Source organism: Agrobacterium sp. OT33, assembly GCF_017313365.1.
In the GTDB taxonomy this organism is placed as follows: Bacteria; Pseudomonadota; Alphaproteobacteria; order Rhizobiales; family Rhizobiaceae; genus Agrobacterium; species Agrobacterium rhizogenes_A.
In genome coordinates this window covers 113,324-128,970 of record NZ_JAFLMZ010000006.1, presented here as the reverse complement: position 1 = coordinate 128,970, position 15,647 = coordinate 113,324, and the positions used below count along the sequence as shown (strand labels likewise).

General features: G+C 60.9%; 10 protein-coding genes. 6 read left to right on the top strand and 4 right to left on the bottom strand.

The genetic code is table 11. The features are described from left to right. Positions 1 to 4: 4 nt before the first annotated feature. The 3 genes from kdpC to JZX88_RS15595 are packed head-to-tail and all read left to right on the top strand — an operon-like array spanning position 5 to position 4,079. On the top strand, positions 5 to 571 hold the full coding sequence (gene kdpC / locus JZX88_RS15605) for a potassium-transporting ATPase subunit KdpC (protein WP_110758121.1): 567 nt from the start codon (positions 5 to 7) through the stop codon (positions 569 to 571). 55 nt (positions 572 to 626) lie between these two features. Further along, positions 627 to 3,329: a sensor histidine kinase KdpD gene (locus JZX88_RS15600; protein ID WP_206914090.1), complete on the top strand. Its 2,703-nt coding sequence runs from the start codon at positions 627 to 629 to the stop codon at positions 3,327 to 3,329. Between the two features lie 60 nt (positions 3,330 to 3,389). Then, a complete protein-coding gene (locus tag JZX88_RS15595; RefSeq protein WP_065117352.1) occupies positions 3,390 to 4,079 on the top strand; it encodes a response regulator transcription factor in 690 nt (229 codons plus the stop codon). Between the two features lie 33 nt (positions 4,080 to 4,112). Here JZX88_RS15595 and JZX88_RS15590 read toward each other — a convergent pair whose 3' ends face one another. Further along, positions 4,113 to 5,165 (bottom strand): low specificity L-threonine aldolase, encoded by a 1,053-nt coding sequence (locus JZX88_RS15590; protein ID WP_142856329.1) that lies wholly within the window; start codon positions 5,163 to 5,165, stop codon positions 4,113 to 4,115. Between the two features lie 370 nt (positions 5,166 to 5,535). Between JZX88_RS15590 and gltB the strand changes: the two genes are divergently transcribed. From gltB to JZX88_RS15575, 3 genes are read left to right on the top strand one after another with little or no spacing between them, the layout of a single operon-like run. Then, the gene (gene gltB / locus JZX88_RS15585) at positions 5,536 to 10,281 is read left to right on the top strand and encodes a glutamate synthase large subunit (RefSeq protein WP_206914089.1); all 4,746 of its coding nucleotides are present in this window, start codon (positions 5,536 to 5,538) and stop codon (positions 10,279 to 10,281) included. 8 nt (positions 10,282 to 10,289) lie between these two features. Further along, on the top strand, positions 10,290 to 10,448 hold the full coding sequence (locus JZX88_RS15580) for a hypothetical protein (RefSeq protein WP_161490922.1): 159 nt from the start codon (positions 10,290 to 10,292) through the stop codon (positions 10,446 to 10,448). A gap of 15 nt (positions 10,449 to 10,463) precedes the next feature. Beyond that, positions 10,464 to 11,918 carry a glutamate synthase subunit beta gene (locus tag JZX88_RS15575; RefSeq protein ID WP_206914088.1) on the top strand — a complete coding sequence of 485 codons (1,455 nt, stop codon included), beginning with the start codon at positions 10,464 to 10,466 and terminating at the stop codon, positions 11,916 to 11,918. A gap of 201 nt (positions 11,919 to 12,119) precedes the next feature. On the opposite strand, the gene JZX88_RS15570 is transcribed toward JZX88_RS15575, so the two are convergent. The 3 genes from JZX88_RS15570 to JZX88_RS15560 form a co-directional block, all read right to left on the bottom strand. Continuing rightward, on the bottom strand, positions 12,120 to 13,475 hold the full coding sequence (locus tag JZX88_RS15570; RefSeq protein ID WP_065117355.1) for a HAMP domain-containing sensor histidine kinase: 1,356 nt from the start codon (positions 13,473 to 13,475) through the stop codon (positions 12,120 to 12,122). After that, the gene (locus JZX88_RS15565) at positions 13,472 to 14,146 is read right to left on the bottom strand and encodes a response regulator transcription factor (protein ID WP_065117356.1); all 675 of its coding nucleotides are present in this window, start codon (positions 14,144 to 14,146) and stop codon (positions 13,472 to 13,474) included. Before JZX88_RS15565 ends, JZX88_RS15570 begins: the two co-directional genes overlap by 4 nt. A 204-nt stretch (positions 14,147 to 14,350) precedes the next feature. After that, the gene (locus JZX88_RS15560) at positions 14,351 to 15,586 is read right to left on the bottom strand and encodes an SGNH family hydrolase (protein ID WP_206914087.1); all 1,236 of its coding nucleotides are present in this window, start codon (positions 15,584 to 15,586) and stop codon (positions 14,351 to 14,353) included. Positions 15,587 to 15,647: the final 61 nt, after the last annotated feature.

Here is a 15,647-nt window from a genome sequence, read left to right as displayed (position 1 = left end):
GACAATGTTTAGACAGTTTCGTCCCGCACTGGTGCTGATCCTTGCCACCACCGCCATCACTGGCCTTGCCTATCCGCTGGGCATGACGGGCCTTGCGCAGGCGCTCTTCCCCTTTCAGGCCAATGGCAGCCTGATCGAGAAAAACGGCAGCGTGGTGGGTTCACAATTGATCGGACAGGCCTTTACCGGTGAGAAATATTTCCACGGCAGGCCGTCGGCCGCTGGTGACGGGTATAATGCTGCCTCCTCTTCCGGCTCCAATCTTGGCCCGACCAGCGCCAAGCTGATCGACCGGGTGAAACAGGATTATGAGACGGCGAAAGCCGAGAACCCGGCAGCCGAGGTGCCGGCCGATCTGGTGACTGCATCGGGCAGCGGTCTCGACCCGCATGTTTCGCCTGAGGCCGCCTATTTTCAGGTTGCGCGCGTCGCAAAGGCAAGAGGCATGGATGAAACCGCGTTGCGTGCCATCGTCGAGCGTCATGTCGAGGGACCGGAACTGGGCTTTATGGGGGAACCCGTCGTAAATGTACTGGCGCTCAACATGGCTCTTGACGCAGCCGGCTCATGAACTGAAATGGCTATGGCTTCTTCGGAAGCCATAGCTTCGACCACTGGTGGGTTATATGCCTGACGATATCAGTAATATGCCGAGCCGACCGTCGCCCGATGCGCTGCTGGAGAATGCCCGGCGCGAGGCGCGGGGCCGGTTGAAGATTTTTTTAGGCGCAGCCCCCGGCGTCGGCAAGACCTATGAAATGCTGATGTCCGGCCGTGCGAAGCTTGCGGATGGCGTCGACACCATCATCGGCGTCGTGGAAACCCATGGCCGCCGCGAAACCGAGGCGCTGGTCGAAGGGCTGGAGGTGGTCGCCCGCAAGCGCATCGATTATCGCGGTCAGATGCTGGATGAGATGGATCTCGATGCCATTCTTGCCCGCCGCCCCGCTCTGGTGCTGGTCGATGAGCTTGCCCATACCAATGCCGCCGGCAGCCGCCACCCCAAGCGCTATATGGATGTCCAGGAAATCCTCGCGCAGGGCATTGATGTCTATACGACGCTGAACATCCAGCATGTCGAAAGCCTGAATGATGTGGTGGCGCAGATCACCCGCATTCGCGTCCGCGAAACCGTGCCTGACAGCATCATCGACAGGGCCGACGATGTCGAAATCATCGACATCACCCCCGATGATCTGCTGAAACGCCTGCAGGATGGCAAGGTCTACATGCCCCGCACCGCGCGGCGCGCCATCGAGAATTATTTCTCGCGCGGCAACCTGACGGCGTTGCGTGAACTGGCACTGCGACGCACGGCGCAACGGGTGGATGAGCAATTGCTCAACCACATGCAGTCGCATGCCATTTCCGGACCATGGGCCGCTGGAGACCGGGTTCTGGTCTGTCTCGACCACGGCGGCAACGGCCCGGGTTTGGTGCGTTATGCCCGAAGGCAGGCAGACCGGCTGCGCGCGCCATGGACGGCGCTGCATCTCGATACGCCGCGTTCGCAGCAATTATCGGAGGCGGAGAAGGACCGGCTGGCCGGCACCATGCGGCTTGCCGAGAAGCTGGGCGGCGAGACGGTAACCCTGCCGGCACTTGATCTGACACGCGAGATCATTGCCTATGCAAACGCCAATAATTTCACTCACATTATCATCGGTCGTCCGAAAAAGAACTGGTGGCAGCGCCTGTTCCAGCGCTCGCTCACCCATGAACTGATCGACCATGCGGGCGATATCAGCGTCCACGTCATTTCCGGCGACAAGACGGGGGAAAAGCCGGCGCCGACGATAAAGCAGGCATCTCCGCGCCTTGGCAATCGGATCAAGGCCTATCTCAGTAGTACGCTGCTGGTGGCGGTGGCTATCGTTGTCGGCATCGGGCTGGACCAGATGCTCGACGTCCGGAACCTGGCACTGGTCTTCCTGATGGCGGTTCTGGCCGCCGCGGTGCGCGGCGGGCTGGGGCCGGCACTTTATGCCTCGCTACTTGGCGCCTTCGCCTTCAATTTCTTCTTTCTGGAGCCGCGTTACACGCTGACGGTAAGCGCGCCGGACAGCGTCGTGGCGCTGCTGTTTTATTTCGGGGTGGCTTTGGTTGCCTCCAATCTGGCCGTCGCGGTGCAGCGGCAGGCGGCATCGGCGCGGGCGAGGGCGCGAACGACCGAGGACCTCTATCTGTTTTCGAAAAAACTGGCCGGCACGGGCACGCTGGATGATGTGTTGTGGGCAACCGCTTACCAGATGGCGTCGATGCTGAAGGTGCGCGTGGTTCTGCTTTTGCCGGAGAACAATACGATAACCGTCAAGGCAGGTTATCCGCCGGATGATACGCTGGCGGATGCCGATATCGCTGCCGCGCAATGGGCATGGGAGCATAACAAGCCCACGGGCCGCGGTGCGGATACGCTGCCGGGTGCCAAGCGCCTTTATCTGCCATTGCGCACCGGCAGCGGTGCCATCGGCGTGGTGGGGCTGGATGACGACCGGGTCGGCCCGCTTTTGACGCCCGAACAGCAGCGGCTCTTCGATGCGCTGGCCGATCAGGCGGCCCTTGCCGTTGAACGTATCCAGCTTGTCTCGGATGTTGATCGGGCAAGGCTTGCGGCGGAAACCGACCGGCTGCGCACCGCGCTCCTTACCTCCATTTCCCATGATCTGAAAACGCCGCTTGCGGCCATTCTGGGTTCGGCCGGAACGCTTAAGGATTTTGCCGAGGATATCCCGCCCGATGCGCGCGCCGAGCTGCTGTCGACAATCGTTGAGGAATCCGAACGGCTGAACCGCTTTATTTCCAATCTTCTCGATATGACGAGGATCGGCTCGGGCGCGATGGAGCCGAATTACGGGTTGCATTTTCTGGGGGACATGGTCGGTACGGCGCTGTCTCGTGCGGCGAAAATCGTCGTCCGGCACGAGATCGTTCTGGATATTCCCTCCGATCTGCCGATGCTGAAGGTCGATCCGGTACTGTTCGAGCAGGTTCTGTTCAATCTCATCGATAATGCCGCCAAATACGCTCCAGAACAGACGGCCATCGAGATCAGAGGATGGCGGCAGGGCAGACATGTCTTTCTGTCCGTCATCGACGAGGGGCCGGGCATTCCCCCGGACGATACGGAGCGGGTGTTCGACAGCTTCTACCGGGTGCGCAAGGCGGACCATGTGCAGGCCGGAACGGGGCTTGGCCTGTCCATCTGCAAGGGTTTCATCGAGGCCATGGGCGGGTCGATCCGCGCGGAGAACAGGCCGGGTCGCAGCGGCGCGCAATTTACCATAGGTCTGCCCGTTCCCGCTGATACGCCGGTGCTGGATCATGATTAAGGCGCTATTGCCGGCAACAGGTGATGATGCGCCGCGCCATGCCGTTGAAGGAGATCGGGAATGACCAATGCCGCCGTCCGCATTCTGATCGTCGACGATGAACCGCCGATCCGCAAGCTTTTGCGGGTGGGGCTGTCGACGCAGGGATATGCGGTGAGCGAGGCCATGAATGCCAAGGTGGCGATGGAGCTTGTCGAGCAGGACAAGCCCGATCTCGTCGTTCTCGATCTGGGCCTGCCTGACATGTCGGGGCATGATCTGCTGGCGAAATGGCGCGGCGAAGGACTGGCGTTGCCGGTGATCATTCTCTCCAGCCGCACGGATGAGGCGGGTATCGTCAAGGCACTGGAACTGGGGGCGGATGATTACATCAGCAAGCCCTTCGGCATGAACGAACTTGTCGCCCGCATCCGCGTCGCCCTGCGCCACCGCCTGCAGAGCCAGGGGGAAAGACCGGTATTTCAGACCGGCGATCTTTCGGTCGATCTCGTCCGGCGCATCGTCAAGGTGGAGGACCGGGAGGTGAAACTCTCGCCCAAGGAGTATGATATTCTGCGGGTTCTGGTGCAGCATGCGGGCAAGGTGCTGACGCACCGATTTTTACTTGAGCATGCGTGGGATGAGTTGACCGACGTGCAATATTTGCGGGTTTACGTGCGCCAGCTCCGCCAGAAGATCGAAAAAATCCCGGACCAGCCGCGTTATATCCTGACGGAAACCGGTGTCGGCTACCGGCTTCAGGAGGTTTGAGGGCGCCGTTATGGAGCGCCCTCAAATGTTGTGTCAGACAGAGGCGCAGATCGACAGGAATTCATCCACGTCGGCCTCGGTCGTCGCAAAGCTGGTGACCATACGGATCAGCACTTCGTCCTTGCCGACCTTTTCCGGCATGTCGCGCGGCTCCAGCCAGTCATAGAACTTCGCACCCTTGGCCGTTGCGGCTTCGGCGGCTGCTTTCGGCAGAATGGCGAACACTTCGTTGGCCTGTGTCGGCCAGGCGAGGCGGGCGCTATTGAGCGAGCCGAAGCCGGCGCGCAGCCGGTTGGCCATGGCATTGGCGTGGCCGGCGAGACCAAGCCACAGGTCGTCCTGCAGATAGGCCTCGAACTGCGCGGCGATGAAACGCGATTTCGAAAAGAGCTGGGCCGTGCGCTTGCGCAGGAAGGAGAAGTCGCGGGCGAGCGAGGGATCGAAGAAGACGATGGCTTCCGCGCACCAGCAGCCGTTTTTTGTGCCGCCGAAAGACAGGACGTCGACGCCGCGTTTCCAGGTCATTTCAGCGGGCGTGGTGCCAAGTGCGGCAAGCGCATTGGCAAAACGCGCGCCATCCATATGCAGTGGCAGGCCGTTGTCCTTGGCGATCCTGGCGATGGCGTCGATTTCATCGAGCGTATAGACCGTGCCGGCCTCGGTTGCCTGCGTCATGGTGATGGCGGCGGCGCGGCCATGGTGAACGGCATCCTGCGGATAACGCGCAATACGCTCGATCAGATTTTCCGGCAGCATCTTGCCGTTTGGACCTTCGACGGCGACCATGCGCATGCCGCTGAAGAAGTCAGGCGCGCCGCATTCATCCTCGATCACATGCGCTTCGGAATGACAGAAGGTCAGGCCGCCGGCGCGGGCGATGCTGGCCAGCGAAAGCGAATTGGCCGCCGTGCCGGTGGCGACGAAAAACACCGCAACCTCGCGCTCGAATATCTCGTTGAAACGTTTTTCGATGGAGAGATCGAGTTCGCTGGTGCCGTAAGCGGCGGCAAAGCGGGTGGATTCCCGTGAAAGCCGCTCATTGACGGCCGGATGGGCGCCAGCCCAATTGTCTGAAGCAAAAAACATCTCTGAAGGCTTTCCGATAGCTGAGGTTCTGTGTTGGGCTGCGTGAATTGGTGGTCGCAAAAGTTCTAGGACCTAACCTCGCGATTGGCAAATCCGGTAATGAAAGCAATGGCTCTACCTGTTTTGCGACAAGAAAGTTTCGCGCAATAGGTCAGTATCGAAACTTCGCTGCCATCAACCTCTTTACTAATTGGATTCGCACCCTTGCCAATTCCGCCCATTTCTGCCAAAATCCTCAGGAATTGAGACAGCTTTGCTGTCCTAAATTTGATCCAGCCGGCCTGAGTGCGGATTTTGCGGGAAGCGAAAATTCGTGTCGAGCCGGATCTTCGCATGAAACCGTGCAAGTAATTTTGCAGGAGGGACAAAAATGACGAACAAGCCGCAGGCGGAAATCGCCGCCGCAACCCTGACCACAGACTGTCCCACCGCGGCTGCGGCCGCACCCGTTTCTGCGAAGGCGCGTTTCGCGGGCGGTTTGCCGGAAAGGCAGGGTCTTTACGATCCGGCCAATGAACATGATGCCTGCGGCGTCGGCTTCGTTGCCCATATGAAGGGTCAGAAGTCGCACCAGATCGTCAAGGACGGCCTGTTCATCCTCGAAAACCTCACGCATCGTGGCGCCGTTGGCGCCGATCCGCTGATGGGCGATGGTGCCGGCATTCTCGTGCAGATTCCCGACCGTTTCTTCCGCGAGGAAATGGCGGCGCAGGGCGTGACGCTGCCGAAGGCCGGCGAATATGCTGTCGGCCACATTTTCATGCCGCGCGATCCGGCCCGCATCGAGCACTACAAGAAGGTCATCGTCGACGTGATCGGTGAAGAGGGACAGCAGTTTCTCGGTTTCCGCGACGTGCCCGTCGACAATGCCTCGCTCTCCAAGGCGCCGGACATTGCAGCGACCGAACCGCACCATGTTCAAGTCTTCATCGGCGCCGGCCGCGAGGCTGCGACCAATCCCGATTTCGAGCGCAAGCTGTTCCTGATCCGCAAGGTGCTCTCCAACCGTATCTATGATGAGGGTGGCGGCAAGGAAACGCAGGATTTCTACCCCGTTTCGCTGTCGTCCTCGACCATCGTCTACAAGGGCATGTTCCTCGCCTATCAGGTGGGCGCCTATTACAAGGACTTGTCGGATCCGCGTTTCGAATCCGCTGTCGCCCTCGTGCACCAGCGCTTCTCGACCAACACCTTCCCGTCCTGGAAGCTGGCACATCCCTACCGAATGGTCGCCCATAACGGCGAAATCAACACGCTGCGCGGCAACGTCAACTGGATGGCGGCGCGTCAGGCGTCGGTGTCCTCAGTGCTGTTCGGCGACGACATTTCCAAGCTCTGGCCGATTTCCTATGAAGGCCAGTCGGATACCGCATGCTTCGACAACGCGCTCGAATTCCTCGTGCGCGGCGGTTATTCCATGGCCCATGCCGTGATGATGCTGATCCCGGAAGCCTGGGCCGGCAACCAGTCCATGTCCGCCGAGCGCAAGGCCTTCTACGAATATCACGCAGCGCTGATGGAGCCGTGGGACGGCCCGGCCGCCGTCGCCTTCACCGATGGCAAGCAGATCGGTGCGACGCTCGACCGCAACGGCCTGCGCCCGGCGCGTTATCTCGTCACCGATGACGACCGCATCATCATGGCGTCGGAAGCCGGCACGTTGCCGGTGCCGGAAGAGCGCATCGTCAAGAAGTGGCGCCTGCAGCCCGGCAAGATGCTGCTGATCGATATGGAAAAGGGCTCCATCGTTTCCGACGAGGAAGTGAAGCACGAGCTTGCCGCCAAGCACCCTTACCGCACCTGGCTCGACCGCACGCAGCTTATCCTTGAAGAGCTGAAGCCGGTGGAACCGCGTGCGCTGCGCCGCGACGTGTCGCTGCTCGACCGCCAGCAGGCCTTCGGCTACACCAGCGAAGATACGAAGCTGCTGATGTCGCCGATGGCGACGACCGGTCAGGAAGCCATCGGCTCCATGGGCACCGATACGCCGATTTCGGCCATGTCGGACAAGTCGAAGCTGCTCTACACCTATTTCAAGCAGAACTTCGCGCAGGTGACGAACCCGCCGATCGACCCGATCCGCGAAGAACTTGTCATGAGCCTCGTGTCCTTCATCGGTCCGCGTCCGAACATTCTCGATCACGAGGGTGCTGCCCGCGCCAAGCGTCTGGAAGTGCGCCAGCCGATCCTGACCAATGGCGATCTGGAAAAGATCCGCTCCATCGGCCACACGGAAGACCGTTTCGACACCAAGACGCTCGACTTTACCTATGATGTGGAGCGCGGCGCCGAAGGCATGCCCGAGATGCTTGAGCGCCTGTGCGAGCGTGCGGAATCGGCCGTCCGCGGCGGTTACAACATCATCGTTCTCTCCGACCGCCAGCTCGGCCCGGACCGCATTGCGATCCCCGCCCTTCTGGCGACGGCTGCCGTGCATCACCACCTGATCCGCAAGGGTCTGCGCACGTCCGTCGGTCTCGTGGTGGAAACCGGCGAGCCGCGCGAAATCCACCATTTCTGCCTGCTGGCCGGTTATGGTGCCGAGGCGATCAATCCCTATCTCGCCTTCGATACGCTGCTCGACATGCACAAGCACGGCGCCTTCCCGAAGGAAGTGTCCGACGACGAAGTCGTCTATCGCTACATCAAGGCGGTTGGTAAGGGCATCCTCAAGGTCATGTCCAAGATGGGCATTTCCACCTACCAGTCCTATTGCGGCGCCCAGATTTTCGACGCCATCGGCCTTTCCTCGGAGTTCGTCGAGAAGTATTTCTTCGGCACCGCCACCTCCATCGAAGGTGTCGGTCTGACGGAGATTGCCGAAGAAACCGTAACCCGCCACACGGCTGCCTTCGGCAAGGACCCGATCCTTGCCAACACGCTCGATATCGGCGGCGAATATGCCTATCGCATGCGCGGCGAAAGCCACGCCTGGACGCCGGATGCTGTTGCTTCGTTGCAGCACGCCGTGCGCGGCAACAGCCAGGACCGTTACCGCGAATTCGCCGGCATGGTGAATGAGACGGCGCTGCGCATGAACACCATTCGCGGGCTGTTCAAGGTCAAGTCGGCGGAAGCGCTCGGCCGCAAGCCGGTTTCCATCGATGAAGTCGAGCCGGCAGCCGAAATCGTCAAACGCTTCTCGACAGGTGCCATGTCCTTCGGCTCGATCAGCCGTGAGGCGCACACCACGCTTGCAATCGCCATGAACCGTATCGGCGGCAAGTCCAACACGGGTGAGGGCGGCGAAGAATCCGACCGTTACATGCCGCTTCTGAACGGCAAGCCGAACCCCGAGCGCTCCGCCATCAAGCAGATCGCTTCCGGACGCTTCGGTGTGACGACGGAATATCTCGTCAATGCCGACATGCTGCAGATCAAGGTGGCGCAGGGTGCAAAGCCCGGCGAAGGCGGCCAGCTGCCCGGCCACAAGGTGGATGCGACGGTTGCCAAAACCCGTCACTCCACGCCGGGCGTCGGCCTCATCTCGCCGCCGCCGCATCACGATATCTATTCCATCGAAGATCTGGCGCAGCTGATCTACGATCTGAAGAACGTCAACCCGGAAGCCGATGTTTCGGTGAAGCTGGTGTCGGAAGTCGGCGTCGGCACGGTTGCTGCCGGTGTTGCCAAGGCGCGCGCCGACCATATCACCGTTTCCGGTTTTGATGGCGGCACCGGCGCTTCGCCGCTCACCTCGCTGAAGCACGCTGGTTCCCCATGGGAAATCGGCCTTGCCGAAACCCAGCAGACCCTGGTGCTGAACGGCCTTCGCTCGCGCGTCGCTTTGCAGGTGGATGGCGGCCTGAAGACCGGCCGCGATGTCATCATCGGCGCGCTGCTCGGTGCGGATGAATTCGGCTTTGCCACCGCGCCGCTGATTGCGGCGGGCTGCATCATGATGCGCAAGTGCCATCTCAATACCTGCCCGGTGGGTGTTGCCACGCAGGACCCGGTTCTGCGCAAGCGCTTCAAGGGCACGCCGGAACATGTCATCAACTATTTCTTCTTCGTGGCCGAAGAAGTGCGCGAAATCCTTGCCTCGCTTGGCGTCACCAAGCTGGACGAGATCATCGGCGCTTCTGAGTTGCTCGAAAAGGATGAGATGCTGGCGCACTGGAAGGCCAAGGGGCTGGATTTCAGCCGCATCTTCCACAAGGTCGAGGCACCCAAGGAAGCGACCTTCTGGACCGAGCGCCAGAAGCATCCGATCGACGACATTCTCGACCGCAAGCTGATTGAGAAGTCCCTGCCGTCGCTCGAAAACCGCGAGCCCGTGGTCTTCGAAGTGCCGATCAAGAACGTCGACCGTTCCACTGGCGCCATGCTGTCGGGTGCGCTTGCCAAGCGCTGGGGTCACAAGGGCCTGAAGGACGATACGATCCACGTCACCCTCAAGGGCACGGCGGGCCAGTCCTTCGGCGCATTCCTCGCCCGTGGCATCACCTTCGATCTGGTGGGTGACGGCAACGACTATGTCGGCAAGGGCCTTTCGGGTGGCCGCATCATCGTGCGCCCGCCGGAAAACACCCGTATCGTGGCGGAAAACTCGATCATCGTCGGTAATACCGTGCTTTACGGCGCAATCACCGGCGAGTGTTATTTCCGTGGCGTGGCTGGCGAGCGTTTCGCGGTGCGCAACTCCGGCGCGGTCGCGGTTGTCGAAGGTGTCGGCGACCACGGTTGCGAATATATGACCGGCGGCATCGTCGTTGTTCTGGGTGAAACGGGCCGCAACTTCGCAGCCGGCATGTCCGGCGGCGTGGCTTATGTTCTCGACGAAAAGGGCGATTTCGCCACCCGTTGCAACATGGCCATGGTCGAGCTGGAGCCGGTTCCGGAAGAGGACGACATGCTGGAGAAGCTGCACCATCACGGCGGCGACCTCATGCACAAGGGACGCGTGGACGTTTCCGAGGACATGACGCGCCACGACGAGGAGCGCCTCTACCAGTTGATCTCCAACCACTTCCATTACACGAACTCGTCGCGTGCCAAGGATATACTCGACCGCTGGAGCGAGTTCCGTCCGAAGTTCCGCAAGGTCATGCCGGTGGAATACCGCCGTGCGCTTGAGGAAATGGAGCGCATGCGCATGGGCGTGGCGGCGGAGTAATCCGCCGCGTGAGGACACTACACCAACTGGTCTCGCTGATGATCGCGGTCGCCGTTCCCACGGCGATCTATTGGACGAGCGGCGAGACCGGATTTGAGTTCATCGTATTGGGGGCGGCTTTTGGTTTCGCCACCTGGTACTGGGGCCCGACAGGCGCTCCGCTTTGATGTGAGGACATAAACGTGGGCAAGGTTACAGGTTTTCTGGAGATCGACCGGCAGGTGGGCAAGTATCAGCCCGCATCGGATCGTATCCGCCATTTCCGCGAATTCACCATTCCGATGTCGGATGCCGAAGTGCAGAAGCAGGCGGCGCGTTGCATGGATTGCGGCATTCCCTACTGTCATGGCCCGACCGGCTGTCCCGTGCACAACCAGATCCCCGACTGGAACGATCTGGTCTATAACAACAATTGGGAGGAGGCGATCCGCAATCTGCACTCCACCAACAACTTCCCGGAATTTACCGGTCGCGTCTGTCCCGCGCCCTGCGAGGAAGCGTGCACGCTGAACCTCGAAGATACGCCTGTTGCCATCAAGACCGTGGAACAGGCGATTGCCGACAAGGCTTATGAATTGGGCTTCATCGTGCCGAAGCCGGCGACGATCCATACCGGCAGACGAGTCGCGATTATCGGTTCCGGCCCTTCGGGCATGGCGGCGGCGCAGCAGCTTGGCCGCGCCGGCCACGAGGTTCATGTCTATGAGCGCGAATCCAAGCCCGGCGGCCTGTTGCGTTACGGTATCCCCGACTTCAAGATGGAGAAGAACTTCATCGATCGCCGTGTCGAACAGATCAAGGGCGAAGGCGTCACCTTCCATTGCGGCGTCAATGTCGGCGTCGATGTGACGGTGGAGGCGCTTCTCGCCGACCACGATGCCGTGCTTTATTGCGGTGGTTCGGAAACCCCGCGCCCGGCCGGTATCGGCGGCGGCGATCTGCATGGCGTTTACGATGCCATGCCCTATCTCGTGCAGCAGAACCGCCGCGTCGGTCGCGAAAACATCGACAGCGTCGGCTGGCCGGCCGATCCGATTCTTGCCGGCGGCAAGCATGTCGTCGTGGTCGGCGGCGGCGATACCGCATCCGACTGCGTCGGTACAGCCTTCCGTCAGGGTGCGGTGAAAGTCACACAGCTCGACATCCGCCCGATGCCGCCGGAAAAGGAAGACAAGCTGGCGGTCTGGCCCTTCTGGGCAACCAAGATGCGCACCTCGTCCTCGCAGGCCGAAGGCGCCATCCGCGAGTTTCAGGTGGCGACGCTCGAATTCGTTGGCGAAGACGGCGTGTTGACCGGCGTAAAGTGCTGCCAGGTGGATGACCGCCGCAAGCCGATTGCCGGCACGGAATTCATCATCAAGGCGGATCTCGCCTTCATCGCCATCGGCTTCTCCGGCCCCTTCACGGACAGCGTGCTGAAGGAAATGGACGGAAAGCTGACGCTCAACACCGACCGCCGCGGCTCCACCAACGTGATCGCCAACGAAACGGACTACAAAACCTCGGTCGACAAGCTGTGGGCGGCGGGTGACGTGCGCCGTGGCCAGTCGCTGGTGGTCTGGGCCATCCGCGAAGGCCGTCAGGCTGCGCGGGCAATCGACGAGGCACTGATGGGCGCGACCGTATTGCCGCGCTGACGCTGGTTGAGGCGGCGCAAGCCACACGAACCGGAACAAAGGGCCTGTTGTGCGGACACAACAGGCCCTTTGTCTGACTGGACGACCAGAAATGCGATTGAGGGTGTTGCATTCATGGGGACGGGCGAAATATCGCGCCCGCGAATTGCAACGGCATTGCGGCTTTCCCGAAAAGCAGTTTTGCCGGCAGGCGACAGATGCTCAGCAATAGGGAAGGCTGATGCGGAAACAGGCGCCGCCGGTAGAGGAATCACTGATGGCGATCTCGCCCTTATGGTAGCGAATGATTTCCTGAACGAGATTGAGACCAAGCCCGGTGCCACGGTCCTTCGGTCTCAGCCGGTGGAACGCGTCGAACACCAGTTCCCTGTCTTCTTCGGGAATTCCGTTGCCTTCATCGGATATGTCGATCACCCGGTTCGCGGCGACTTTTACAGTGATCGTTCCGCGATTACCGCCATGTTCGATGGCATTCTGCACGATATTCATAAGGGCACGCTGCAGCGAGGCGTCGTCCGCAAGGGCGAGAATAGGTTCCTCTTCCGGCTCGAAAGAGAGATTATATCCCTGAGAGATGGCAAGCGGCGCCATATCCGCCACAACCGACCTGCACAGGCCGACGAGATCAAGCGGAACGAGGGGGGCCTTCTGCCCGCCGAGGCGCTGCAGATCGAGCAATTGTTCCGCCAGCACCGCGATGCGGCTGGCATCGGCCAATATCCTGTTTCGTGACGGGCCTTCCAGCAGCGTTTCAACGCGGGTCTGGAGGATGGCGACGGGAGTTCGCAATTCATGGGCGGCGTCGAGAATGAAGCGCTTGTGCCGCTCGTAACCATCGTCGAGCCGTTTCAGCGCGCCGTTGACGGCGTGCACCAGCGGCTGCACTTCTCTTGGAATATCGCCATCCGGCAACCGGTATCCGCGCTTGTCGATATCGATCGTTTCCGCCGTGCGGGCGATGGCGGACAGGGGGAGGAATTCCCTGCGGATGATCCAGGGAATGGTGATGATCGTGACGAGAGACATGATGAAGAGGATCGGCATGATCAGGATGTTGGAAAACAGCAATACCGGAAATGTCATGCTGAAGGGCCCGCCCTTGCCGATCATGGCGAATTCGCCTACCGGCCCGGAAACACGGCGGACGATGGCGATGCGCACGACGGCAAGATAGGAATAGGACAATGCCGCATCGCGTATGTCGGAGAGCCTGACGTCGCTGAGTTGCTGATCCATGTTGCTGAAGGCTTCCGGTACCTGGCCGCCCTGTATGATTTCCCCCGCTTCGCTGACGGCAACGAACCAGAAATCGGGCGTGGTGTTGCGCAACTCGGCGTACTCATTCGTTTCCTTCAGGACCAGCCGGCCATTTTCGTCCCGCACGAGCGCGTTGGCGGTGATCTGGGCTGCCTGCGGGCTGAGCAGCGCGCTGCCTGCGCCACCGCTCGACAGGTAGGCGACAAAGGCGGCGCTGACGATGAAAAGGCTGCCGATCTGGAAGAGCAGCAGCTGAATGGTCAGGCGGCGCTTGAGCGATTTTCTCTTCGCCGGCTTCATGCTGCCGCCCTCAGGAGATAACCGACGCCCCGGATGCCGTGAACTTCGACACCCGCATCCGCTGCCGCCAGTTTGCGGCGCAGACGGGAAATATGGGAATCGAGTGCGTTGGACTGGATTTCGTCATCGAAATTATAGACGGCTTCCTCAAGCAGCGAGCGCAGCACCGTTCTGCCCTGCCGCCGCAGGAGCGCCTCGAGGATAAGCAGTTCGCGTCTCGTCAGGGCAAGAAATTCGCCGGCGATGCGGACCTCACGGGTTTCGAAGCAAAATTCCAGCTTGCCCAGTTTCGCCGTCATCGTCACGGCACTGGCCGGTCGTCGCATCAGGGCGCGGATACGAGCGAGTAGTTCCTCCACGGCGAAGGGCTTGGCCAGATAGTCGTCAGCGCCGAGGTTCAGTCCCTTTACCCGGTCGGCAAGCGCACCCTGCGCCGTCAAAACGATGACGGGCGGGGTGACGGGCAGGAGACGCAGATCCTCAATAAGCTGGATACCGTCGCCATCGGGCAATTGCCGGTCCAGCACCACTAGGTCGTGAACGCCATCCATGATGGCATGGCGGGCAAGGTCGAGCGTGCCGACATTATCCACAATGATATCGAACCGGTGGAGCGCGGCGGACAGGGCTGCTGCCATTTCGCGTTCATCTTCAACAAGCAGCAGGCGCATGAATTGGTCTCGGCAGGGTCCTGGCGCACCTCCCCGGAGCGGGAGCGCGTGAAATGAAATGACGGCTTCGTTGAAGTGACGAAGAAATATCGCCATACGGAAACGCGGTTAAAGACCGCATTCCTGCAGAGCTTCACTCATCCTGCCATTTTCGGATTGCCTAAACATTACGCCTCTCCCGTCTGCAACGCAGGCAAGAAGCGACTATTGCTGAGCCTGCGCGGTATCTGGGACGATGCGATAGTCGTCGATACGGCCCGCCGGCGCATCGGCCATTTCGCCGCGCTTCGTCAGTCGCTCGCGCGGCGATTCAACCACCGAGACGCGTGTAGGCCCGGCAGTCAAAGGGGCGTCACCCAGCAGCTTGTCGCCGCCATCGAGATTGGGATCGGTCAGGCTGATTGGCTGCGTGCGAACCTGCCCGGCGTCGATGCCGAGTGCCGGCAGCGAGGTGAGCGCCGGCAGGTTGCTGCCGTCCAGTTTCACGAGATCCGGGCCTGCGCTATCCAGATGTCTGCGCACGAATTTCTCGACGTAAAAAGCGAGCTTGCGTTTGCCGGCCTGCGTCATGCCGATGCCGTCCGCCTCACGCAGGCGGGCCTGCTGGCCGTTCATGTCATAACCGGTGATGACGAATTTCCCGCCTTCATCGACGAAACCGTCCCACACATCCACGAATTCACCGCCATATTTTTCGACATGGCTGCGATAAAGCCGGTTGAAGCCGACGAGATCGGCCGTGAGAGAGGGGGACTGGAAGGCGGGCAGACCAACCCAGAGCAGCGGCACTTTCGGACGGCCCGCAAGGGTCAGAAGTTCGTCGATCCGCCGTTCATATTCCTTGAACCAGACGTCAGTGCCGAATTTTTCCCTGACATCGCCGATCTGCATCTGCTGGCGGTCGTTCGATCCCATCATGATGACGATGGTGGCCGGATTGGTCTCGGTTATGAATTGCGGCAGATTGGCGAACCAGTCGTAATAATCCGTGCGGACGAGGCCGGAAGAACCGTTCGCACGTACATCAACGGCGATTGCCGGCGAACTGGCGAAGGCATTGACCAGCTCCTCCCCCATGCCGCCGGCGAGGAAATCACCGATAACGAGAACGCGTCTTGCATTTTCAAGCTTGGCGGCGGGTTCCGGTTTTGCGGTTCGCATCTGTACGACCGACGGGGCTTTTCGGGCGGGTTGCGGGCGTGTGACGGATCTTTCGCGCGGCGCGGCCGGAAAATCCCGCCGGTTGCGGGGCTGGTATTCGCGGCCGGAGGCGCCATCGCGGCCCACCGGCTTGCCAAACAGCATCTCAAACAGCGTGCGACGCTGTTCCTGGGCAAAGGTCTCGGATGGAATGAGAGGCACGCAGAGGGCAGCGGAAAGAATGACGGCGCTGACGCGCCAGCCTGCTTTAACACGCTTCACCTGAGGCTTCGTACTCATGACATCGACCTTTCCGGGTGGCTCGGCGGCATTGGTGGAAGCCGCCGAATTTGCCGGCATA